Annotated in this window: 19 protein-coding genes; 14 read left to right on the forward strand and 5 right to left on the reverse strand. The window is 66.6% G+C overall.

Annotated features, from left to right (window positions below; genetic code table 11):
- Window positions 1–13 precede the first annotated feature (13 nt).
- Together lldP and LGR64_RS13240 are read right to left on the reverse strand one after the other, a co-directional pair.
- Complete coding sequence (gene lldP / locus LGR64_RS13235) at window positions 14–1,696, reverse strand: L-lactate permease (protein ID WP_034392749.1); 1,683 nt, start codon at window positions 1,694–1,696, stop codon at window positions 14–16.
- A 428-nt stretch (window positions 1,697–2,124) separates the two neighbouring features.
- Window positions 2,125–3,147: a LysR family transcriptional regulator gene (locus LGR64_RS13240; protein ID WP_141835944.1), complete on the reverse strand. Its 1,023-nt coding sequence runs from the start codon at window positions 3,145–3,147 to the stop codon at window positions 2,125–2,127.
- 123 nt (window positions 3,148–3,270) lie between these two features.
- Between LGR64_RS13240 and LGR64_RS13245 the strand changes: the two genes are divergently transcribed.
- From LGR64_RS13245 to LGR64_RS13280, 8 genes are all read left to right on the forward strand, one after another.
- On the forward strand, window positions 3,271–4,209 hold the full coding sequence (locus LGR64_RS13245; protein WP_063326346.1) for a dihydrodipicolinate synthase family protein: 939 nt from the start codon (window positions 3,271–3,273) through the stop codon (window positions 4,207–4,209).
- A gap of 125 nt (window positions 4,210–4,334) precedes the next feature.
- Window positions 4,335–5,312: a Bug family tripartite tricarboxylate transporter substrate binding protein gene (locus LGR64_RS13250; protein WP_230355692.1), complete on the forward strand. Its 978-nt coding sequence runs from the start codon at window positions 4,335–4,337 to the stop codon at window positions 5,310–5,312.
- Window positions 5,302–6,009 carry an SDR family NAD(P)-dependent oxidoreductase gene (locus tag LGR64_RS13255; protein ID WP_141835941.1) on the forward strand — a complete coding sequence of 236 codons (708 nt, stop codon included), beginning with the start codon at window positions 5,302–5,304 and terminating at the stop codon, window positions 6,007–6,009. Before LGR64_RS13250 ends, LGR64_RS13255 begins: the two co-directional genes overlap by 11 nt.
- Window positions 6,010–6,045: 36 nt before the next feature.
- Window positions 6,046–7,212 (forward strand): mandelate racemase/muconate lactonizing enzyme family protein, encoded by a 1,167-nt coding sequence (locus LGR64_RS13260; RefSeq protein ID WP_141835938.1) that lies wholly within the window; start codon window positions 6,046–6,048, stop codon window positions 7,210–7,212.
- 97 nt (window positions 7,213–7,309) lie between these two features.
- Complete coding sequence (locus LGR64_RS13265) at window positions 7,310–8,923, forward strand: hypothetical protein (RefSeq protein ID WP_185751017.1); 1,614 nt, start codon at window positions 7,310–7,312, stop codon at window positions 8,921–8,923.
- Between the two features lie 192 nt (window positions 8,924–9,115).
- Window positions 9,116–10,000 (forward strand): putative selenate ABC transporter substrate-binding protein, encoded by an 885-nt coding sequence (locus LGR64_RS13270; protein ID WP_141835932.1) that lies wholly within the window; start codon window positions 9,116–9,118, stop codon window positions 9,998–10,000.
- A gap of 19 nt (window positions 10,001–10,019) precedes the next feature.
- Window positions 10,020–10,844, forward strand: a complete 825-nt coding sequence (locus LGR64_RS13275; RefSeq protein ID WP_141835929.1) for a phosphonate ABC transporter ATP-binding protein — start codon at window positions 10,020–10,022, stop codon at window positions 10,842–10,844.
- Entirely contained in the window at window positions 10,835–12,400 is a 1,566-nt protein-coding gene (locus LGR64_RS13280; RefSeq protein WP_141835926.1) for a PhnE/PtxC family ABC transporter permease, read from the forward strand. Before LGR64_RS13275 ends, LGR64_RS13280 begins: the two co-directional genes overlap by 10 nt.
- Here the strand turns inward: LGR64_RS13280 and LGR64_RS13285 are convergent.
- Complete coding sequence (locus LGR64_RS13285; RefSeq protein WP_141836202.1) at window positions 12,397–13,329, reverse strand: LysR family transcriptional regulator; 933 nt, start codon at window positions 13,327–13,329, stop codon at window positions 12,397–12,399. The genes LGR64_RS13280 and LGR64_RS13285 overlap by 4 nt on opposite strands.
- Before the next feature lie 145 nt (window positions 13,330–13,474).
- Here LGR64_RS13285 and LGR64_RS13290 point away from each other — a divergent pair, with 145 nt between their 5' ends.
- From LGR64_RS13290 to LGR64_RS13310, 5 genes are all read left to right on the forward strand, one after another.
- Window positions 13,475–14,413, forward strand: a complete 939-nt coding sequence (locus LGR64_RS13290; RefSeq protein WP_230355694.1) for a DMT family transporter — start codon at window positions 13,475–13,477, stop codon at window positions 14,411–14,413.
- A 96-nt stretch (window positions 14,414–14,509) separates the two neighbouring features.
- Window positions 14,510–14,977, forward strand: coding sequence for a hypothetical protein (locus LGR64_RS13295; RefSeq protein WP_230355697.1), 468 nt, complete (start codon window positions 14,510–14,512; stop codon window positions 14,975–14,977).
- A gap of 245 nt (window positions 14,978–15,222) precedes the next feature.
- The gene (locus LGR64_RS13300) at window positions 15,223–15,831 is read left to right on the forward strand and encodes a peptidoglycan recognition protein family protein (protein ID WP_016446773.1); all 609 of its coding nucleotides are present in this window, start codon (window positions 15,223–15,225) and stop codon (window positions 15,829–15,831) included.
- Between the two features lie 3 nt (window positions 15,832–15,834).
- A complete protein-coding gene (locus tag LGR64_RS13305) occupies window positions 15,835–16,296 on the forward strand; it encodes a hypothetical protein (protein WP_230355698.1) in 462 nt (153 codons plus the stop codon).
- Between the two features lie 116 nt (window positions 16,297–16,412).
- Window positions 16,413–17,645 carry a hypothetical protein gene (locus LGR64_RS13310; RefSeq protein WP_230355700.1) on the forward strand — a complete coding sequence of 411 codons (1,233 nt, stop codon included), beginning with the start codon at window positions 16,413–16,415 and terminating at the stop codon, window positions 17,643–17,645.
- A 58-nt stretch (window positions 17,646–17,703) separates the two neighbouring features.
- Here the strand turns inward: LGR64_RS13310 and LGR64_RS13315 are convergent, their stop codons facing one another.
- Window positions 17,704–18,207, reverse strand: a complete 504-nt coding sequence (locus LGR64_RS13315; RefSeq protein WP_230355702.1) for a flavodoxin family protein — start codon at window positions 18,205–18,207, stop codon at window positions 17,704–17,706.
- A 55-nt stretch (window positions 18,208–18,262) separates the two neighbouring features.
- Window positions 18,263–19,234 (reverse strand): LysR family transcriptional regulator, encoded by a 972-nt coding sequence (locus LGR64_RS13320; protein WP_230355704.1) that lies wholly within the window; start codon window positions 19,232–19,234, stop codon window positions 18,263–18,265.
- A gap of 108 nt (window positions 19,235–19,342) precedes the next feature.
- Between LGR64_RS13320 and LGR64_RS13325 the strand changes: the two genes are divergently transcribed.
- A complete protein-coding gene (locus tag LGR64_RS13325) occupies window positions 19,343–20,875 on the forward strand; it encodes an MFS transporter (protein ID WP_268868949.1) in 1,533 nt (510 codons plus the stop codon).
- Window positions 20,876–20,888 lie beyond the last annotated feature (13 nt).

Raw genomic sequence — 20,888 nt, forward strand, 5'->3', positions numbered from 1 at the left:
CTCTCTGGTGTTTTCAGTGACCAGGAATCATCCACGTAAACACATAGGCTTGCAGCGTGGTGATCACCCCGATGATCACAGCGAACATCAGGCTGTGCTTGACCGTGAAGCGGAACAGGTCCGACTCGCGGCCTGCCAGGCCCACGGCCGCGCAGGCAATGGCGATGGACTGGGGCGAGATCATCTTGCCCGTCACGCCGCCCGTGGTGTTGGCCGCCACCGTGAGCACCTGGGGCAGGCCCAGCTGCTGCGCCGTGGTGGCCTGCAGCGCGGCGAACAGCGCGTTGGCCGAGGTGTCCGAGCCCGTGAGGAACACGCCGATCCAGCCCAGGAAGGGCGAGAAGAACGTGAACGCCTGGCCCGTATGCGCCAGCGCCAGGGCCAGCGTGGCCGACAGGCCCGAGTAGTTGGCCACGAAGGCGAAGGCCAGCACCATGCCGATGGAGTAGATCGGCACGGCCAGTTCCCTGAAGGTCTCGCCCAGCGTGGCCACGGCCTTGGCGGGAGACAGACGCGTGAAGGTGATGGTGATCAGCGCCGCGATCAGGATGGCCGTGCCGGTGGCCAGCAGCCAGTTGAAGGTGTAGACCGCGCCGTAGGGCGCAGCGGCGGCCACGACGGGCGGCGTCTTCTCCACCAGGTTGTGCAGGAAGGGCACGGGGATGTTGATGACGGTGGAGGCCAGCGGGCCGCCTGCGGCGAACAGCGCCTTGAAGGGCTTGATGCTCCAGATCGTCACCATGGCCGTGAGGATGATGAAGGGCGACCAGGCCTTGATGACGGCGCCTGCTGTCAGCGGTGCGCCGGAGGTGATGGCCGGTGCTGCAACTGCCGCAGCCTTGCCGCCCTCGCCTTCCGTGTCGAAACGGAAGATGCGCTTGGGCTGCCAGACCTTGAGGAACAGCGTCAGCGCCACCAGCGAGACGATGGCCGAGGTGATGTCCGGCAGCTCGGGGCCGATGTAGTTGGCCGTGAGGAACTGCACCACGGCGAAGGAGCCGCCGCCCACCAGCACGGCAGGCCAGGTTTCCTTGACGCCGCGCCAGCCGTCCATGATGGCCATCAGCCAGAACAGCACGAGCACGGTCATGAAGGGCAGCTGGCGGCCGGCCATCTGGCCGATGGCGAATGCATCCACGCCCGAGACCTGCCCCGCCACGATGATGGGAATGCCCATGGCGCCAAAGGCCACGGGCGCCGTGTTGGCGATCAGGCACAGGCCCGCCGCATAAAGCGGCTTGAAGCCCAGTCCCACCAGCAGCGCGGCCGTGATGGCCACGGGCGCGCCGAAGCCGGCCGCGCCCTCCAGGAAGGCGCCGAAGCAAAAGCCCACCAGGATGAGCTGCAGCCGCTGGTCGGGCGTGACCGACAGGATGGACGAGCGGATCACGTCGAACTGCCCCGTCTTGACCGAAATCTTGTAGAGGAACACGGCCGCCACGATGATCCAGGCAATGGGCCACAGGCCGTAGAAGAAGCCGTACACGGCCGAGGCCAGCGCCGCGCTCACGGGCATCTTGTAGAACAGCAGCGCCACGCCCAGCGCCAGCGCCACGGTGACGGTGCCGGCCTGGTAGCCCTTGAGACGGAACCTGGTCAGCGCCAGGAAGAAAAAGATGATGGGAATCAGCGCGATCAGCGCCGAGATCCAGATGTTCCCGGCGGGATCGTAGTTCTGCTGCCAGATGGTTTGCATGACCGTGTCTCTAGATGATGGGGAGGGCGCGGTAAGCGCCCCTTGTCGGCCACTCCCTCTCGTCGCAGCGTTGGCATGCGGTGCGATCCGCACTGGATGTCTGCTGGCTGGCTGCAACGGTGACCGGGAGTGTTCCCCGCGCTGGTGCCTTGTGGGCCATTGGCAAATTGGTCCAACCAATTAAACCAAAATTCAGACCATTGCGCGAAGTGGTGCGATTCTCAGAGCTTTCAAGTGGGTAGATGAACAGGGTAAACACCTAAAATAGTGCAGATAATGCACCACGATGTTTATTGATCAGACCAATTTACGGATTTGTTTTGGTGCAGCGCGCAGCAAGGCGCACCGCCAGGGCAGGCCCAGGTGGTGCGCAAAGCGGATGGGAATCTGAAGAAAAGCAGCGGTGAGGCGAGCGCGGGCGCGGACGATCAGCACCGCGCGGGCTCGGCGCTCATGCGCGGCTGGCTGCAGGCCACGGTCCACAGCGCCTCAGCGGCATCGGCCATGTCGGCGCGCTGGCGGTACAGGCGGATCTCCACGGGCACGGACCAGGCATGGCCGCCCGCCAGCACCAGCGCGCCGCTGCGCAGCTCGTCCACGATGAGGCTGCGCGGCAGCCAGGCCACGCCGCGCCCCTCCAGCGCCATGGCCTTGAGCAGGGCCGCATGGTGGGCGGTGAACACGGTCTGCGCGCCCTGGGGCAGCTGGGGCCGGCCATCGCCCTCGCCCGCCGTGCCGGCGCCGCCTGCGCCAAACAGCCCGCGCAGGCGCGAACGCATGATGCGCCCCAGGCCCGAGGCCTCGCTGTAGGCCAGCACGGCCAGCGGCAGGGGCTGGCCGCCGCCCGTTGCGGACCCGGCGTCTATGGCATGCAGCGCGCGGCCCGGCGCGTCCGGCCAAGGCGCGGACACGGGCAGCAGCATGTCTTCGGACAGCTGCAGCATGGGGTAGCCGGCCTCGTCCAGCCGGCCCGGCACCTCGGCATGGCCGTGGCACAGCACGAACTGCACGCGCCGCTGCAGCGCCTGGTCCTCGCAGGCGTGAAAGCTGTCCGAGATGGTCTGTATCGGCCCCAGCCGCAACTGCGACTCCAGCGTGCCCAGCCATCGCGGGAAAAAGGTCAGTGACAGCACGTGGGTGGCCGCAAAGCGCAGGCTGGCGGCGGCCTGGTCGTGCGCGGCGCGGGCCTTGATGCGCGCCGCCTCCAGCTTGGCCAGCACATCCTCCAGCAAGGGCTGGAAGCGCTGGCCTGCGGCGGTGAGCGCGGCCGGATGCGCGCTGCGGTCGAACAGCTCGGCACCCACCCATTCCTCCAGCGCGCGGATGTGCCGGCTGAAGGCGGGCTGGGCGATGGAGCGGGCCTCTGCCGCGCGCGAGAAGTTGCCGCTTTCGGCCAGGGCCAGAAAGTCTTCCAGCCACTCCATGTCAAGGGGGCGATTGCCAGGTCCCATGGTCTCCAGTCGTTGTGGTTCTCGGATGGATAGATGTATGCGATTCGAGTATTGGACCGTGCGGGCGCGGCGGGAAATGATCCATCCGTCGTTCACACCCATCCCAAAACGGAGACAAGCCTCATGCCTTCCATCTCGAATTATCGCGGCATCATTCCCGCCATTTCCTGCCCCTTCACACCCGACCACCGCATCGACGAGCCCGCGCTGCGCAAGCTGGCATCGTGGCTGGCAGGCCATGAGGGCGTGGTCGCCGTGATGACCAACGGCCATACGGGCGAGGTGTTCGCACTGACGCCGGCCGAACGCGCCGAGGTCACGCGCATCGTGGCCGACGAGCTGCGGGGCCGGCTGCCCGTGATCTCCTCCATCGTCTGCGAAGGCCTGGCCGATGCGGCCGAGCATGCGCGTGCCGCCCAGGCCGCAGGCGCGGTGGCGCTGGATGTGATGCCGCCCCACCACTGGCTGCGCTTCGGCTTCACGCCCGGCCATGCGCTGCAGTACTTCGAGGCCATCCACCGCGCCGCGCCGGACCTGGACCTGGTCTGCCACGTCTACCCGGCCTGGACGCGTGCCTCCTACTCCTCGCAGCTGCTGGCCGAGCTGGCGCGCCTGCCCTACGTGCAGGCCTTCAAGGTGGGCCAGCGCGACATGAACAAGTACGCCCGCGACATCCAGGCCATCCGCGAGGCCAATCCCGCCAAGGCCATCCTGACCTGCCATGACGAGTACCTGCTGGCCTCCATGGTCCAGGGCGTGGACGGCGCCCTGGTCGGCTTCGCCACCTTCATCCCCCAGCTCATCATCGACCTGTGGAATGCCGTCAAGGCCGGCGACCTGAAGAAAGCCATAGCGGTGCAGGCCGTGATCACGCCGCTCAAGGACGCCGTCTACGGCGGCGGCGAGCCCACGGGCGAGGCCCACGCCCGCATGAAGGGCGGCATGTACCTGGCCGGCGTGATCGACGACGCCACCGTGCGCCCGCCCACCGAGGCGCCCAACGCCCAGGAACTGCAAGCCCTGCGCGCTGCCGTGGCGCAGGCCGGGCTGCTCAAGCGCTGAACGCAGGCCACAGGCCACGGGCCACATACAGACACACAGGCTCTTGCCGCGCAACCAGCCTGGCCCGGCCCGAGCTGCGCGGCCCCTTCGGACAACAACAAAAGCACGACAGGAGACAAGACACCATGCAACGCCATCATTTCCTCCGCGCGGCCCTGGGTGCTGCCGCAGGCGCCGCCCTGCTGGCACTGGCCGGCCCGGCCGGTGCCCAGGCCTGGCCTGCCAAGCCCGTGCGCGTGGTCATTCCCTTCCCGCCCGGCGGCACGCTGGACGCCGTGGGCCGGCAACTGGCGCAGAAGCTGGGCGAGCAGACGGGCCAGCAATTCATCATCGACAACCGGCCCGGCGGCAACGGCGTGATCGGCGGCGACATCGTGGCCAAGGCCCCGGCGGACGGCTACACGCTGCTGTTCAACGCCTCCACCTTCACCACGGCGCCCATGACCATGAAGACCGTGCCCTACCAGGTCAACCGGGACTTCTCACCCGTGGCCCTGGTGGCCAAGGCGCCGCTGTCGGTGGCCATCAACAAGAACCTGCCCATCACCGACATCAAGTCGCTGATGGCCTATGCCAAGTCCCATCCGGGCAAGATGACCTTTGCCGTGGGCTCCATCGGCTCGGCAGGCCACCTGTCCACCGAACTGCTCAAGCGCGCGGGCCAGCTGGACTACCTCATCGTCCCCTACAAGGGCACGGCCCCCGCCTTCCAGGACCTGATCGGCGGCCAGATCGACGGCTTCATCGACCCCATCCTGGGCTCCCTGCAGTACCACAAGGGCGGCATGCTGCGCGTGGTGGCGGTCACCTCGGCCCAGCGCGCACCCAGCCTGCCCGATGTGCCCACGGTGGGCGAGACCATTGCCGGCTACGAGTTCTACAGCTGGTACGGCCTGTGGGCGCCGGCCAAGGTGCCGGCCGACATCATCAAAAGGCTCAACACCGAGGTCAACAAGGCGCTGGCGGGCGATCTCAAGGACAAGCTGCGCGAGCAGGGCCTGCTGCTGTCGCCGGGCAGCGTGGAGGACTTCGCCAGGTTCCAGGCCAGCGACATGGAGCGCGCCCAGAAGATCGTGACCGAGGGGAACATCCGTGTCGAATGAACTGCGCCACGCCGTGGTCACCGGCAGCAGCAGCGGCATAGGCCGCGCCATTGCCCAGTCGCTGCTGGATGCAGGCTGGCGCGTGACCGGCCTGGACCTGGCGCCGGCCAGCCTGGCGCATGAAGCCTTCCACCCGCTGCGCGTGGACCTGTGCGACGGCCTTGCCGTTGCGCAGGCGGCCCAGGCCAACCAGGACCGGCCCGCCCCCGATGCCCTGGTCCATGCCGCAGGCGTGCTGCGCGTGGGGCCGCTGGGCCTGCTGGACCACGCGGGCGGCGAGCTCATGTGGCGCCTGCATGTGGATGCCGCCACGCGGCTGGCCGACGCCATCGTGCCCGGCATGGCCGCGCGCGGCGGCGGGCGCGTGGTCTTCATCGGCAGCCGCGTGGCCCAGGGCATGCCCGGGCGCGGGCAGTACGCGGCCACCAAGGCCGCGCTGATTGCGCTGGCACGCAGCTGGGCCGCCGAAGTCGCTGGCCAGGGCGTGACGGTGAACGTGGTCTCCCCGGCTGCCACGGCCTCCGCCATGCTGGGCGACCCCGCCCGTGCCGGCAGCGCGCCGCGCCTGCCGCCGCTGGGCCGGCTGATAGAGCCGGCCGAGATCGCCGCCCTGGTCGGCTACCTGCTGTCGCCGCAAGCCGCCGCCATCACGGGGCAGGACATCGCCATCTGCGGCGGCTCGTCGCTGCCGCGCTGAGCCCACCCTGACACCCATCCTTCATCCGCAAGCACCATGAAAATCGTCAACATCCTCGAATCCACCCGTCCCATCAAATCGGACATCCGCAACGCCTACATCGATTTCTCGAAGATGACGCTCAGCCTGGTGGCCGTGGTCACGGACGTGATCCGCGACGGCCGCCCCGTCATCGGCTACGGCTTCAACTCCAACGGCCGCTACGGCCAGGGCGCGCTGATGCGCGAGCGCTTCATCCCGCGCGTGCTGGAAGCAGAGCCTGGCAGCCTGCTGGACGACAGCGGCGACAACCTGGACCCGCACAGGATCTGGGCGCGCATGATGATCAATGAAAAACCCGGCGGCCACGGCGAGCGATCGGTGGCCGTGGGCACCATCGACATGGCCGTCTGGGACGCCACGGCAAAAATAGCGGGCAAGCCCCTGTACCAGCTGCTGGCCGAGCGCTACGGCAGCGGCACGCCCAACCCGCGCGTCTTCGTCTATGCCGCTGGCGGCTACTACTACCCCGGCAAGGGCCTGGACGGCCTGCGCCGCGAGATGGAAAGCTACCTGGAGCGCGGCTACTCGGTGGTGAAGATGAAGATCGGCGGCGCCTCGCTGGCAGAGGACTGCGAGCGCATCGAGTCCGTGCTCAAAATTCTGGGCCCGGGCCAGCAGCTGGCCGTTGATGCCAACGGCCGCTTCGACCTGGCCACCGCGCTCGACTATGGCCGCGCCCTTGGCCAGTACCCGCTGTTCTGGTACGAGGAAGCCGGCGACCCGCTGGACTACGAACTGCAGGCCCGCCTGGGCGAGGTCTACCAGGGCCCCATGGCCACGGGCGAGAACCTGTTTTCCATGCAGGACGCGCGCAACCTGATCCGCCACGGCGGCATGCGCCCGGACCGCGACTGGCTGCAGTTCGACTGCGCGCTCAGCTACGGCCTGGTCGAGTACCTGAGCACGCTGGACATGCTCAAGGCCCATGGCTGGTCGCCCAGCCGCTGCATTCCGCACGGCGGCCACCAGATGTCGCTGGCCATTGCCGCCGGCCTGGGCCTGGGCGGCAACGAAAGCTACCCCGACCTGTTCCAACCCTATGGCGGCTTCCCCGACGGCGTAAAGGTGGACAACGGCCACGTCACCCTGCCGCCGCTGCCGGGCATAGGCTTCGAGGGCAAGGCCGACCTGATCGCCGAGATGCGCGCGCTGGCGGTTTGATCAGCTGTTGAAAAAAGCGGGAGAAGGCTGTTGCTTTCTCCCCTGGACCACTCCACGGGGCCAGCCCGTAACCAGCCCCCTCTGCTAACGTACTGGCATGACACCCGCACTGAGTCTCCGAACGCGCTGGATGGCTGCCACGCTGTTGCTCCTCGCCTTCTTCCTGGCGTTCTATCAGACGGCATGGGTTGCCGAAGACGCCTTCATCACGTTTCGCGTCATCGACAACTGGATTGCCGGCCATGGCCTGAGGTGGAACATCGATGAAAGAGTTCAGGTCTTCACCCATCCCTTGTGGATGTTTCTCCTGAGCCCCCTGGTATGGCTCAGCAGTGATCCATATTGGTCTTCGATCGGGCTGAGTGCCGCGCTCCTGCTGGTCTTCTGTCTCTTGTGCCTCAAGGCCATGGGCGGTCCCCATCTGCGCAGCCTGCTCGCGCTTTCGACCTTGCTGTGGTGCCAGGCATTTGTCGACTACTCGTCCTCAGGGCTGGAAAATCCGCTGACACATGTTCTGCTGGTTCTTTTCTTCATCGCCTGGAAAACCGAACATCCGCACCGCGTGCTGCGCCTGAGCGCGCTGTCGGCACTGCTTTTTCTGAACCGTCCCGATGCCGTCGTTCTTGTGGCGCCTGCGCTTGTCGCCAGCCTGGCCGCCAGCCGCGACAAGCCTGCTGTTCTGGTAAGGCAGTTTTTGCCTGGCCTGTTACCGGCCGTTTTGTGGACGTTGTTCTCCCTCTTCTATTTCGGTTCACCAGTACCCAACACCGCCATCGCCAAGGTATTGAATGGTCTGACGGCCGCCCAGTCAGCACAGCAGGCCTGGAATCTTGTAGTCCATGCGTATGAATACGACCTACCTACCTTGGTCACCATTCTGGCTGGGCTGGGCTTTGGCCTCACGCGTGCCGCCCTGCGCCCCATCGCAGCAGGCATTGCGCTCTGGTTTGGCTATCTCGTTTATGTGGGCGGCGACTACATGGCCGGACGCTTCTTGGCAGGACCATTGGTTTTCTCGATTCTTGTGCTCGGCACAGTGGGGCTGTCTTCTCTCTACACCGTCACATGGGCCCTGTTGCTGGTGGCGTCCACGGGCGCCCTGCATGCCACCGTCCTCTCGCCGATCAGCTATCAGCAACGGTTCGTTATGCCCTCTGGAATTGCCAATGAGCGAGGGTTCTACTACCAGGAGCTTGGTATGCGCCGCGTCTTGGAGCATCACTCTTGGAAGCTTCATCCATGGTTTGTCGAAGGCGACAAGCTGCGCAAACAGCCCCCCGCCGTCTACGCAAAATGCAACATAGGAATGACAGCCTTCGCTGCGGGGTCCCAGGCGACCTGGATTGACCCTCTAGCACTGGCAGAACCCTTTCTTGCCCGTCTTCCCGCTCGATCAAACAGCCGGGTTGGACACTACGAACGAGCGTTTCCCGAGGGATTTCTGACGGCGCGCGCCACCGGCAACAACACCTTGGCAGAGCCTGCCCTGCAGCGGCTCTGGACCGATATCAGACTTGCCACGAGCGCCAACCTGTTTTCGCTGGAGCGTCTTGCTTCGATCAAGCGGCTCAATCTCGATAAAAAACTCTATGTGCCGGAGCATTTCGACAGGGACGCCGTTGGCATTCCAGGCCACCCTGTCACCAGCCGGTCGCAAACGTCCTGCATGGGGTATCCAGGAGAAGTCCAGTTCACTCTGCGCCTACAGTAGACGGAACTGCGGAGCCGCTGAAGCTTGCTGCGGTCCCATATCTGACGCTCCCCAACGGAAAAGCCCGCTCCCTACAATGCAGCCTCAGCGGTCGGTGTACCGCCCTTGTACCTTCGGTGCCCGGTCATCCCGGGCGCCTTATTAAACCGCCGTGTATCCGGACGGCGGTGGCTGATTGAACGGAGCCCATCCATGAACCACATTCCTGCGCGCCGCTCGGCGCTGCGCCAGGCGGCTGCCTGCGTGCTGGCCGCCTCTACCTTGTCCAGCCTGCCTGCGCTGGCCGCCGAACCCGCCGTGCTGCGCGTCTCGGCCATCCCGGATGAAGCTCCCACCGAGCTGCAGCGCAAGTTCGAGCCGCTGGGCAAGTACCTCTCGGCCCAGACCGGCATGAAGGTGGTGTTCACGCCCGTGACCGACTACGCCGCCGTGGTCGAGTCGCTGGCCACGCGCAAGCTGGACTTGGCATGGCTGGGCGGCTTCACCTTCGTGCAGGCCAAGATCCGCACCAACGGCACGGCCATCCCCATCGTGCAGCGCGAGGAAGACGCCAAGTTCACCTCCAAGTTCATCACGGCCAACCCCGCCATCAAGACCCTGGCCGACCTCAAGGGCAAGAGCTTTGCCTTTGGCGCGCCCTCGTCCACCTCGGGCAGCCTGATGCCGCGCTTTTTCCTGCAGCAGGACGGCATCAACCCCGAGAAGGACTTCAAGACCGTGGCCTTCTCCGGCGCGCATGACGCCACCGTGGCCTTCGTGGCCGCAGGCAAGGCCGAGGCCGGCGTGCTCAACGCATCGGTCTGGGACAAGCTGGTGGAGAGCAAAAAGGTCGATACCAGCAAGGTGCGCGTGTTCGCCACTACACCGCCCTACTTCGACTACAACTGGACCGTGCGCGGCGACCTGGACCCGGCCCTGGTCAAGAAGCTGACCGACGCCTTCCTGGCGCTGGACCCGGCCAAGCCCGAGCACAAGGCCATCCTGGAGCTGCAGCGCGCCGCGCGCTTCGTGCCCACCCAGGCCTCGAACTACGAAGGCATCGAGGCTGCCGCCAGGTCGGCCGGCCTGCTCAAGTAGGCCGCAGCAGGCGCAATCCATGAGCTTTGAACTGGAAGGCGTGGGCCTGACCCACGCCGGCGGCGGCATTGCGCTGCGCGGCGTGACGCTGGCCGCACGCCAGGGCGAGGCCATTGCGCTGATCGGCCCCTCGGGCGCGGGCAAGACCACGCTGCTGTCCGTCATCGGCACGGCGCTGGCGCCCAGCCAGGGCCGGCGCAGCGTGCTGGGCGACGAGGTGCCTGCGTCCAGCGCAGGTGCTCCCCGGCTGCTGCGCGCGCGCATCGGCACGGTGCACCAGGCGCCGCCCATACCGCCGCGCCAGCGCGTGGTCACGGCCGTGCTGGCCGGGCGGCTGGGCCGGTGGCCGGCCTGGAAGGCGCTGGCTTCGCTGCTGTACCCACAGGACACCGCTGGCGCATGCGAGGCCCTGGCCCGCGTGCAGCTGGCAGACAAGCTGTTCGCGCGCTGCGACCAGCTCTCTGGCGGGCAGCTGCAGCGCGTGGGCATTGCCCGCGTGCTCTACCAGCAGGCCGAGCTCATCCTGGCCGACGAGCCCGTGGCCGCGCTGGACCCAGCCCTGGCCCTGTCCACCGTGCAACTGCTGGTGCACGAAGCGGCCGCGCGCGGTGCCACCCTGGTCGCCAGCCTGCATGCCGTGGACCTGGCGCTGGCCTGCTTTGCGCGCATCGTGGGCATCCGCGATGGCGCCATCGCCTTCGACCTGCCGGCGGCTGAAGTCACGCAGGAACACCTGCGTGCGCTGTATGGGTCCGAGCTTCCTGGCGATGATCCCTCCCGCCCTGCGTGGACACCCGCGCCCGCCGCCTTTGCCGCACCGCTGTCCGCATCCGCATGCCGTTGAGTTCCGATCTGCACGCGCTGCGTGATCCCGCCGCGCCCCGCCGCCTCGGCGCCCTGATGCTGGCCGCCGTCGTTCTGTGGCCGCTGTTCCAGGGCGCGGGATTCAGCCTGGGCGCGCTGTTCGATCCCGGCAACCTGCAGGTCATCGGCCGCTTTCTGGCCACGTTTCTTCCGCCCGAGACCGGGCGCGACTTCCTCGGCTACCTGGGCCGCGCCACGCTGGAGACCCTGGCCATTGCCACGGCCGGCATGGCCCTGGCCTTTGTGCTGGCCGTGCCGCTGGCCTACCTGGTCACGGGCGCCGCGCGCGAGCGGCGGGCGCTCAACCCCGTCACGCGCGGCCTGCTCACCATCCTGCGCGGCGTGCCCGAGCTGGTCTGGGCCCTGGTCTTCGTGCGCGTCTTCGGCCTGGGGCCGGCCGCTGGCGTGCTGGCCCTGGGCCTGACCTATGGCGGCATGCTGGCCAAGGTCTATGCGGAAATCCTGGAATCGGCCGACCCCGCTCCCGCACGTGCCCTGGCGCAGGCGGGCGCGCGCCGGCCGCTGGCCATGCTCTACGGCCTGCTGCCCCAGGCCGCGCGCGAGCTGACCTCGTACACCGTCTACCGCTGGGAGTGCGCCATACGCGCCTCGGTGGTCATGGGCTTTGTGGGCGCGGGCGGCCTGGGCCAGCTCATGGACCAGGCCATGAAGATGCTCAACGGCGGCGAGGCCTCCACCATCTTGCTGACCTTCATGCTGCTGGTCTGGGGCGCCGACCTGCTCTCGCGCGGCCTGCGCCGCGCGCTGGACACGCCACCCGCCGCGCGTGCCAGCACCTGGGGCTGGCGCAGCGCCCTCGCCTGCGCCGCCCTGGCGCTGGGCGTGGCCTCCAGCTTTGCCATGCTGGAGATGGACCTGCCCTCGCTGTTCACCGGCGCGGCGGGCCGGTCCATGCTGGAATTCGTCATCAGCTTCTTCCCGCCCGACACCAGCGCCGAATGGCTGCGCAAGGTGGCCGTGGGCGTGTGGGAGACGCTGGCCATCTCCGTAGTCGGCACCTTGCTGGCGGCCGTGCTGGGCCTGCTGCTGGCGTTGCCGCGCTGGCGCGCTCCCTGGAGCCTGGTGCTCAACGTGCTGCGTTCCGTGCCCGAGCTGGTCTGGGCCACCATCACCGCCCTGGCCGTGGGCCTGGGCCCGTTCGCAGGCGCGCTGGCGCTGGCGCTGCACACGGCGGGCGTGCTGGGGCGCCTGTATGCCGAGGCCCTGCAGAACCAGCCCACCGCCCCCACCCAAGCGCTGCGCCTGTCCGGCAGCGGCCGCGCCATGGCCTTCCTCTACGCGACGCTGCCCGGCGCCGCGCCGCAGTTGCTGGCCTATACGTTGTACCGCTGGGAGATGAACATCCGCATGGCCGCCATCCTGGGCTTCGTGGGCGCGGGCGGGCTGGGGCAGCTGCTGTACTTCGAGCTGTCGCTGTTCCACTACGCCCAGGCCAGCACCGTCATCATCGCCATGCTGGCGCTGTCCGTGGCTGTGGACTGGGCCAGCGCGGCGCTGCGAAGGCGCATGGGTTAGGTGGTGGAGGCCGCGGCGCCCTCACTCTCCACCTCGACCAGGTAGTCGATCAGCGCCCGCAGCTTCAGCGGCACATGGCGCGTGGGCGCATAGACCGCATGCACCACGCGCGGCGCGTACTTGCCACACAGCGCCCAGCCCGGCAGCACGGGCGCCAGCTGCCCGGCCTGCAGCGCCGCCTGCGCGGCAAAGTCGGCCACCACGCCTATGCCCGGCCCCTGCTGCAGCGCGTGGATGATGCCCAGGCTGCTGGCAATGGTGATGGGCGTATTCACCAGCAGCCGCATGGCGGGCGCGGCCGCAGGGTGGAGCGGGCGCAATTCCACCTCGTTCTGGAACTGCCCGTAGCCCAGGCTGATGAAGGGATGCGCCAGCAGTTGCCCGGGCTCCATGATCTGCGCATGCCGCGCCAGATAGCCGGGCGTGGCCACCAGCACATAGCGGATGGTCTTGAGCGGCCGCGCCACCAGCCCCGGCGCGATCTGGCCCGGCACGCTGATGCGCAGGCCCAGGTCCAGCCCCTCGGCCACCAGGTCCACCATGCGGTCCGTCATGTCCACCTGCACCTGCACCTCGGGCCAGCGCGCGCAAAAGCCCGGCAGCAGTGGTGACAGCCAGAGATCGCCCAGCACGGCCGGCGCGCTGATCTTCAGCAGCCCGCGCGGCTGCTGGCGCAGCTGGCCGGCCAGCGCCTGCACGGCCTGGGCATCCGCCACCAGCCGCAGGCAGGCCTGGTGGATCTCGGCTCCCGCCTCGGTCAGCGACAGCGAGCGCGTGGTGCGCTGCAGCAGCCGCAGCCCGAAGTGCGCCTCCAGCCGCCCCACGCTGCGGCTCACGGCCGAAGTCGTCAGCCCCAATTGCCGGGCCGCGCCCGCAAAGCTCTGGTGCTCCACAACGCGGGCGAAGACCAGCATTTCATCCAGGGGCATGGCGGTATCGGGCAAGGCGCTACTCCGGTCTTTGTTGCATGGCAGGCAATATTAATTTGAGTGACTGGTGGATTGTTGATTGATTGCAGGGTCCGCAAGATACGGCCATGCGCTCCATACCGAAGCGCGCCCAGGAATCCACACCATGTCCCACAGCCCCAGCCTCACCTCTGCAACCTCACCCACACGGCCCCGAACCAGCCAGGGCGGCACCTGGCGCATGCTGCTGGCCATGGCGCTGTCGGGCACCATCGGCCTGCTCGTCGTGGAAAGCGCGCTGCCGCCGCTGCTGGTCGTATTCGCCCGCTGCGTGCTGGGCGCACTGGGCCTGGGCCTGTGGCTGGCATGGCGGCGCGAATGGGTCGCCCCTCAAGGCCGTGAATGGCTGTGGCTGGCCGGGGGCGGCATCGCCCTGGTATTGAACTGGGTCGCCCTCTTCAGCGCCTACCACTACAGCTCCATCGCCGTGGCCACCGTGGTCTACCACGTGCAGCCCTTCATGCTGCTGGCTCTGTCGGCGCTGCAGGGCGAGCCCGTCGAACGCCGCAAGCTGCCCTGGCTGGTGCTGGCCCTGCTGGGAGTGGCGCTGAGCAGCGGCCTGGTCGGGCTGGACGGCATGGATGCATCGCATGCTGGTACAGGCGCCTGGATAGGCGTGGCCCTGGCCCTGCTGGCCGCCGCACTCTACGCAGGCACCACGGTGGCCACGCGCCGCCTGGGCCACATGCCCTCGGCCCAGATCGCCATGCTGCAGATGCTGGCGGGCGGACTGGTGCTGAGCCTGTGGGCCCTGCCGCTGCTCACCCATATCGCCGCAGCCAGCCCTCAATTGCTGTCAGCGCGGGCCGCCTCCATGGTGCTGACCCTGGGACTGGTCCATACGGCCTTCATGTACACGGTGATGTATGCCGCATTCCAGCGGCTGCCGGCGCCGGCCATTGCGGCACTGTCCTTCGTCTACCCCGCCATGGCCTTGCTGGTGGACCTGGTCTGGTTTGGCGCCGTGCCGTCGGCGGCGCAGTGGGTCGGGATGGGCTGCATTGTGGTGGCGGTGCTGGGGCACCGGCTCACGGGCCAGTCGTGAATTACCGGTCCAAGCCACTTCTCACTGACTTCACAGAGGGCAAATACGATGGCCACTCCTTTCAGCCATTTCCCACTGTGAATCCACCGTTACATCATGGAAAAAATGATTCCGCAACGGATCAATTCCGTCAGGCCAGACGCCCATGAGTTTCAAACTCAATCATTTATCTGCATTACGCCCAGAATGCTTGTCGCATGCTTGGCTACGCCATTTTTCCCCGCAGTGATATTGGCAATTCTTGCCGCAGCAAGAATCAGCGGGGACAGCTGGATCGGCTTGCTGATCTTCCCGATTTGGGCCTGCAGCTATACAGGCTTCGTCATTCTGGGTATGCCTGGCATATTCATGCTGAATAAACACAACCGTTTGACACTATTGAATCTTTCGATTTATGGAGCCATCGCAGGCTCCATTCCATATCTAGGAATTTCTCTGATTTTTTCCATGAATGGTCCGTTTTCTACGGATCTTGAATATATTTTCCTGAATTCTCTTGGCACTCTTTTTGGGTTGGGGATTGCGCTTATCTTCGGAATGATCATCGAAATAAAAACCCATTAGACTGGTGTACAAGGCCGTGAGGGACTTCATGGCCGATGCAAAGCCATGAACACATGCGCTCACCATTCATCAAGACTTCATAAATCCCCTTAATTGTTTCAAGATATTTCCAATCAGGCATGAATTGTACATTTTGAATCATTCATATCCCTCTGCCACGTATGCTCTCCCGGCTTTCAGCCATTCGCATTCACTCAGCCGGAATACAGAGGGAGAAATAATTGGCCACTATCGAAAAAGGATTGATGGTAGACAAAAGCGTCGAAGTCAAGACCTATCCGTCCATAGAGCACGGCGCCTTGCTGTCCGTCACCTCCATCGTGCTACACCGCACTGACTCGTCCACGGCCGCCAGCGTGCTCAATGCCTACAAGAGCGGCCAAAAGACGGGGGCGCACTTTCTGATCGAGAAGGACGGCAAGATCTACCAGACGGCCAGCCTTGAGCGCATCTGCTGGCATGTGGGCATCCTGCAGCCGCGCTGCGTCAACGAGAGCACCTGCGATCCCACGGAACTCAAGAACATCAATGCCCTGCTGCACCAAAAGGGCCTGAGCTTCAGCAAGCGGGCCAAGAATGTGTCATCGCACGAGAACACAAAGGCCTATCCGTTGCGTTATCCGGCCAACAGCGACTCCGTGGGCATCGAGGTGGTGGGCCGTTTTCTGCCATCGACCAAGGATTACGAGGCGCCCACCCAATCGCAGCTGTTCCAGACCAAATGGCTGACCCAGCAATTGGTGGACCACTACAAGCTCAAACTGCTGTCTGATGTCTACTCCCACGGCGCCATTGCCCGCAAGGAGGCGACCGAAGGCGCCCAATTGCTGCGCTACATCTTCACGGGAGCCTGAGCCATGCCATCCAGCACGCTTTCCAACAATCCCTCTCGCAGCCTGCGCATTGCCGCCTGGGCTGCCGTGATGCTGAGTCTGCATGCGCCGTTGCAGGCCTCATCTACTTCCACATCCACGCCCAAACACGCGGCCAAGGCGGCACCCATTTCCGTCATCGGTCCGGTCACCCGTTCCGTAGGCTCGGGCGAGACCATGGGCTGCGAGAAAGTCAGCCTGGACGCCGCCGACGTGGCCCGCTATTTCGCGAAGGCAAAGCAAGTCTCGGCTGGCAGCTTCCACGAGGAATCCATCATCCTGCCCTGCAGCTTCAGCGGACGGCTGCTGCGCTCGGGCAAGGTCTATGAATGGAATATCAACGCCGCCGGCGCCGGCTACCTGCGCAGTGAAGATGGTGAACAGGACCTGCGCTACCTGTGCCGCAAGGCCTGCGAGAAGGCATTGCCGCAGTTGACGGGGCTTTGACCTGTTGTTCAGGCATTGTCTACACGGGCGTCTTGTCACTCCGATTGAGTGGTGCCCCATCCTCCTGTCAAGCACAGCGGATACGATGGCGCCTCCCACAATATTCCCAACAGACCATGGACCGACTGATTTCCCAAGGAATGCATGCCTTCAGCCAGGGCGACCACGCGCGCATGCATGCGCTATGGTCCGGCACCACGGTTTTCAGCCATCTGGACAACGAAGCTATTGCCAGCCTCTTGACCAGCATTCAGGTCACTGCCGAATCAGGGCAGGGTAGCGAATGGTCATGGCTGATGCTGTGCCTGGTGTATCTCGATTCCAGTGACCAATTCACCGAGGACCGCAGTGCGGCATTACGCCAAGTCGGCGAATGGGCGCAGCGCGCACTGGCATTGTCACCAGGCAATGCCTATGGACACCGCTATTTGGGCAGTGCCCACTATTGGCTGGACGAACCCGAGCCCGCGCTGGCCGCCTACCACAAGTCTCATGCCTTGCAGCCCCAGGTGGACTTGCAAGCCCGCATCTTCGAGATGGAGCATGCCGTGCCCTGGCGCAGCATCTTTTCCTATCCCGAGTTGGCTGATAGCCCGGCGGCACCCGACTACTACACGGCCGGCGTGACCGTGGGCAAGTGGAAGCGCCCCGACACGGATGCAGCGGCCCTGCAGGAAATCGAGCGCCTGCAGACCACACTCTACGAACGCTGTCTGGAGCGCTTCGCCAGCGCCGGCACGCCGGCAAACGGCCAGGAGGCCGCGCCCGCCGCGCTGGACATCCACACCTATGCCATGTGCTGCAACAACCTGGGCGTGCTGTACAACGCGCAGGAGCAGTACGAGCAGGCGGCAGCCGTCCTCGAAGCCGGGCTGCAGCAGACCTGTTTCCAGGCCCTGCTGGAAAACCTGCGCCATGCCTATCGGCAACTGGGGGACCGCAAGCAAGCCACCGACCTGTCACTGCTGCTGATGGAGGACTACGCGCTTGATACCGGCCTGTATCTGGACTGCGCGCAGACCGCATGCGCCTATCTCAACGAGACCAGCCACCACCAGGACGTCCTCGACATCGTGGCCGAAGCCGAGCGCCGCTATGCGCAGCTTTCGCCGCAGCAACAGCAAGCGCAATGGGAAGTTCGCAGCATGAGCTTCGTTCATGCGCACAAGGTCACCGCCCTCAGGGCCCTGGGCCAGCTCAAGGCCTCGCACCTTCAGCCTGAACTGGTCGAGATCGCCCTGCGCCACGATCCGGGCGATGCCCAATTGCTCGGCATACGCGCCCACATGCAGGGAGCCCGGCAGCAGGTGGGTGGAAAAGGCGGATTCTGGTCGCGCCTGTTCGGCTGAACCACACCGGGCGACCGAGCCACCAAGAAATGTAGGGCACCCAAGATGCTGGCAACCCTCAGAAAACCCCCAGCGCCAGCCCGGCCCCCATCGCCTCCCCCAACGCCCGGCACTGCTCCAGCTCAGCTGCGGCAATCCGCTTGGGTGCCAGGATGGCTTCGGTGGTCTGGGCGTGGGTGCAGATGATCAGGGGCTCGGCCACGGGCTTGAGGCGCCAGCCGGTGGCGATGCGGGCGATCTGGCGGGCGGCGTTCTGGCCGTCGCTGCCCGCGCAGATGAGGCTGGCATAGGGCCGGCCATTGAGGTGATCCAGCGCCGCGTAGTAGCTGCGGTCGAAGAAGTCCTTGAGCTGTCCGCTGATGGCGGCCAGGTTTTCCGGGGTGGCGAAGAGGTAGCCGTCGGCGGACAGCACATCGTCGGTGCCGGCCTCGGAGGCATGCAGCAGGCGCACCTGCACGCCCTGGCCTTCGGCCGCTGCGCCGTCGCGCGCGGCCTCGGCCATCTGGCGGGTGCCGCCGGTCATGGAGTGGTAGACGATCAGCAGGGTCTTGCTTGCGTTCATGCCGCGAGCATAGACCGATGGTGGGAGAACCGGGCCGCTCCCGCCACGGCGCGGCTCAGGTAACCCCTCTGCCGGCCCCATCCGTCAGCGACGCCACGGAAGGCCTGATCCATTGCGGATCATCGAGCTGCCGTTGAATGCAATCGCGCAACCATTGATGCGCGGGATCCGCCTGATGGCGCGGATGCCAGGCCATGCGCATGGGCTGCACCTGCACGTCGATGGGCAAGGCAAACACCACCAGCCCCAGCGATGCAGCCATGCCATGCGCCGTGCGTGTCGGCACGCAGGCCACCAGGTCGGTGCGGGAAGCCGCAATCAGGGCCGAGAACGAACTGGGCACCAGCAGCGCCAGTTGCCGCTGCAGGCCCAGCGCCTCCAGGGCAGCGTCCACGGGCGAGCTTTCGCCCGGGCGCTGGGTGATGCCGACGTGGCGCGCGGCGGCGAACTGCGCGGCGCTCAGCCGTTGCGACTTTCTGGCGGACTTCAACAGGGGATGGCCGACGCGCACGACGCCCACCAAGGTCTGCTCCGATATCACCAGGCTCTCGGTTTCCGGGTCCATGCTGCGAAAGCTGCCCACATCCAGGTCGATGCGGCCTTCGCGCAGGGCCCCCGGGTCGGCATGGGTTTCGGGCAGGAACTGCAGGCTGGCCAGCGGCATTTCCGCTTCCAGCGCACGCGAGAGGCTGGCACCGAAGACGACGGCAATGCCTTCGGGCGCCCTCACCACGAAGCGGCGGCGCAGGCCCGCCAGTCCTCCAGCATCGACAGGGTCCTGCAGCGCCCGCGCCTGGGCCAGCAGCGCGCGCACCGGCTCCGCCAGGGCCAGGGCGCGCGGCGTGGGCACCAGGCTGCGGCCCGCACGCACCAGGATGGGATCGCCAAACGCCTCCCTGATGCGTGCCAGCGTATGGCTCATGGCGGGAGTGCTCAGGTGCATGCGCCCGGCCGCCTGCGTCACGCTGCCGGTGCTGAGCAAGGCATCCAGTGCAATCAGCAGATTGAGGTCGTATGTGTTCGCCATGCGAAATCATACGTTCAATACATTGCACTGTACAAAACCCACACCGCTCCCGACACTGGCGGCCGTTGCCTCAACCCAAGCCCTCGCCGCTGCACGCCCATGACGCCCATGCCCACAACCTCGCTGACTTCCCCGCCCGGTCGGCGGAACCTGCCCCGGCTTTGCTTCGCCATGCTCGTGCTGACGCTCGTCCTCGCGGCCCTGGACCAGACCATTCTTTCGACCGCCCTGCCCGTGATGGCCCGCGAACTGCCGGGCCATTGGCCGCTGGCCTGGGTGTTCTCGGCCTATCTGCTGGCGGCCACCGTGGTGATTGCGCTGTACGGGCGGCTGGCCGATGTGCTGGGCAGAAAGCCCATGCTGCTGCTGGCCATCGGCCTGTTCCTGGCCGGCTCCCTGGCCTGTGGTGCCAGCCATGATCTGCAGCAATTGGTGTTGGCGCGTGCCCTGCAGGGCGCGGGCGGCGGCGGACTCATGACGCTGACGATGCTGACCCTTGCCGACCTGTTTGCGCCTGAGCAACGGGCCCGCTACCAGGGCCTGCTGGGCGCCGCCTATGGCGTATCGACCATGGTCGGCCCGCTGCTGGGCGGGGCGCTGGTGGAGCATCTGTCCTGGCACTGGGCGTTCTGGCTGAATGTGCCGCTCGCAGGGCTGGCCTGGGGGGTGCTGGCATGGGCGCTGCCCGCCAGGGCGGCTGCGCCGGAGGCCGCCGCCGAGCCCCGGCCCCGCCAGCGCATCGACTGGCTGGGTGCCGTGTTGCTGGCCGCAGCCCTTGTCAGCCTGCTGCTGGCCACCCAGCACAGCCACCTGAATCTGCCAGAGCAGCTGTCGCTGTGGGTGCTGCTGGCCCTGGGCGCCAAGTTCGCCCTGGCATTCTTCGTGCGCCAGCGCCGCGCCACCCATCCGCTGCTGCCGCTGTCGCTGTTTGCCCACCCGGCCTACGCGGCAGTCAGTTTCCTGGCCCTGTCCACGGGCGTTGCGCTGTATGCGGCCGTTGTTTTCCTTCCGCAGTATCTGCAGATCGGCCTGCACCTGTCGCCTACCGGTTCCGCCTGGCACTTGGCGCCACTAATGGCCGGCATCACGGCAGGGGCCATTGGCAGCGGCCGGCGCCTGCGCGCCCAGACGCCAGCCGCGTCGCTCGCCCGGGTGGCCTGCGTGCTGATGCTGCTGTCGTTTGGGCTGATCACCGCGGCCTTGCACTGGGTGCCGCAGGCGCCGCTGGCCCTTTCCGCAGGACTGCTGCCGCTGGGCCTGGGACTGGGGCTGATGTTTCCCATCATCACCGTGGTGGCGCAGCGTGTATCGCCGGCCCGGCACCTGGGCATTGCTACGGCGGCACCCGTCATGCTGCGCAGCCTGGGCGGCGCCGCCGGCGTGGCCTTGCTGGCAGCCCTGCTCAGCCATTTGATGAAACAGGAGCTGGCTGCGGTCAGCCCCCTGGCCGCACACGCCGATGCCGTCACCGCCGCGCTGGGCCACGGGCTGCAGGCCATCTTCGGCTGCGCGGCGCTGGCGGTTCTGGCGGCGTTGGCTGCCTGCCGATGGCTGCCGGCGCGCAAAGCCGCAGCCCGTGACAGCCAGGGAGCCCCTGCGGCGCAGAGCGCCGCCATTCGCCGAGGTGCGGAAGGCGCCTAGGCCGCCCGGTGCC

The sequence above is a fragment of the Delftia sp. Lp-1 genome (assembly GCF_020523835.1).
Taxonomy (GTDB): Bacteria; Pseudomonadota; Gammaproteobacteria; order Burkholderiales; family Burkholderiaceae_C; genus Comamonas; species Comamonas acidovorans.